Annotated in this window: 2 protein-coding genes; both read right to left on the bottom strand. The window is 71.2% G+C overall.

The features are described from left to right. The coding region (locus A9X03_RS27175) for a serine hydrolase (protein WP_068263894.1) at nucleotides 1-556 on the bottom strand (556 nt) is incomplete at its 3' end. Beyond that, on the bottom strand, nucleotides 556-1,624 hold a 1,069-nt coding region (locus A9X03_RS27170), incomplete at its 5' end, for a class I SAM-dependent methyltransferase (protein WP_231975473.1). The genes A9X03_RS27175 and A9X03_RS27170, both read right to left, overlap by 1 nt.

The raw sequence follows: 1,624 nt of genomic DNA, 5'->3' as shown, positions 1-1,624 counted from the left end.
CCAGGCCGGGAAACTGCACCGTCGTCGCCTCGGCGTGCAGCTCGGCGGAGACAGTCACCGGCCGCAGCAGGTCGCCGGCGAATTTCGCCAGGTCAGCCACCGTGGACACCGCCCCGAACCCCGCCGCCGCCGCGCCGCCGTCCAGCCGGGTGCAAGCCATCCCGAGCGGCTGGAACACCGCCTCGGCCAGGTAGTGGCCGAATTCGATGCCCGACTCGCGCTCCACGGTCTCGGCCAGCACGGTGAAGCCGTGGTTGGAGTAGATGCGCCGCGCGCCGGGGGCGGCGAGCACGTGGTCGTTCTGCAACGCCAGCCCCGACGCGTGCGCCAGCAGATGGCGCACGGTGGCCCCGGGCGGGCCGGCCGCGGTGTCCAGGTCGATGACGCCCTCTTCGACGGCGACCTGCACCGCGCGGGCCACCAGCGGCTTGGTCACCGAAGCCAGCACGAACACCCGCTCGGTGTCGCCGTGACCGGCCAGCACGCCGTCGGGTCCGATCACCGCCGCGGCGGCGGCCTCGACTGGCCAATCCCGCAGAGCGTCGAGGGCCGCCATCACTTTCGGGCGATGTAGTAGTTGTTGATCGGGTCGGACTCGATCTCGGCGACCCGCACGTCGCCGAATCCGGCGTCGGCCAGCATCGCGGTGGCCAGCTGCGTCCCCCACGCCGTGCCCAGCCCGGCGCCGTCCAGCGCCAACGACACCGTCATGCAGTGCATCAGCGACGTCGTGTACAGGTAGGTGCTCATCGGAACGCCGACGTTGTCCTCGAGGCGGCTCGACGCCTTGATGTCGGCCATCAGCAGCACGCCGCCGGGCCGCAGGGCGCGGTAGATGTTCTCCAGCACCTGCGCGGGCTGGGCCTGGTCGTGGATGGCGTCGAACACGGTGATGACGTCGTAGGCCTCGACCTTGTCCAACTCGGCCAGGTTGTGACTCTCGAAGGTCGCGTTCGCCAGCCCGAGGTCGGCCGCCTCGCGGGCGCCGACGGCGATCGCCTCGTCGGAGAAGTCGATGCCGGTGAAGCGGCTGGCGGGGAACGCGCGCGCCATCACGTTGATCGCGTGGCCGCTGCCGCAGCCGAAGTCCGCGACGTCGGCCCCGTCCCGCAGGCGTTCGACGAGGCCGTCCACCAGCGTCAGCACCACGTCGACCAGCGCCTTGTCGTACACCACCCCGCTCTGCTCGGCCATCAGCGCGTGGAAGCGGGGGAACTCGCTGTAATGCAGGCCGCCGCCGTCGCGGAAGCAGCCGATGATCTTCTGTTCGACCTCGGCGAGCAGCGGGACGAACAGGGTCACCAGGGCGAGGTTGTCCGGCCCGGCCGCCCGGGTCAGCACGCCGGCACGGTGCGCGGGCAGCGAGTAGGTGGCGGTCTCGGCGTCATAGTCGACGACGTGCGCGGTCGTCATGCCGGCCAGCCACTCGCGCACGTAGCGCTCGTTGAGGCCGGCCGCCTCGGCGATCTCGGCGCTCGTGGCCGGCGCGAGCCCGGACATCGTGTCGAGCAGACCGGTCTGGTGCCCGATGCTCAGCAGCAGGGTCAGGCTCGCGCCGTCGATGGCCGCGGCGATTCGTTCGGTGAATTCGTCGCTGGTTTCCGAGGCGGTCTCGGGTGCTGCG

This window comes from Mycobacterium sp. E1715, from assembly GCF_001667625.1.
GTDB lineage: Bacteria > Actinomycetota > Actinomycetes > Mycobacteriales > Mycobacteriaceae > Mycobacterium.
Note: the sequence above shows the minus strand (reverse complement) of the source record. Positions and strands in the feature narration are given on the sequence as shown.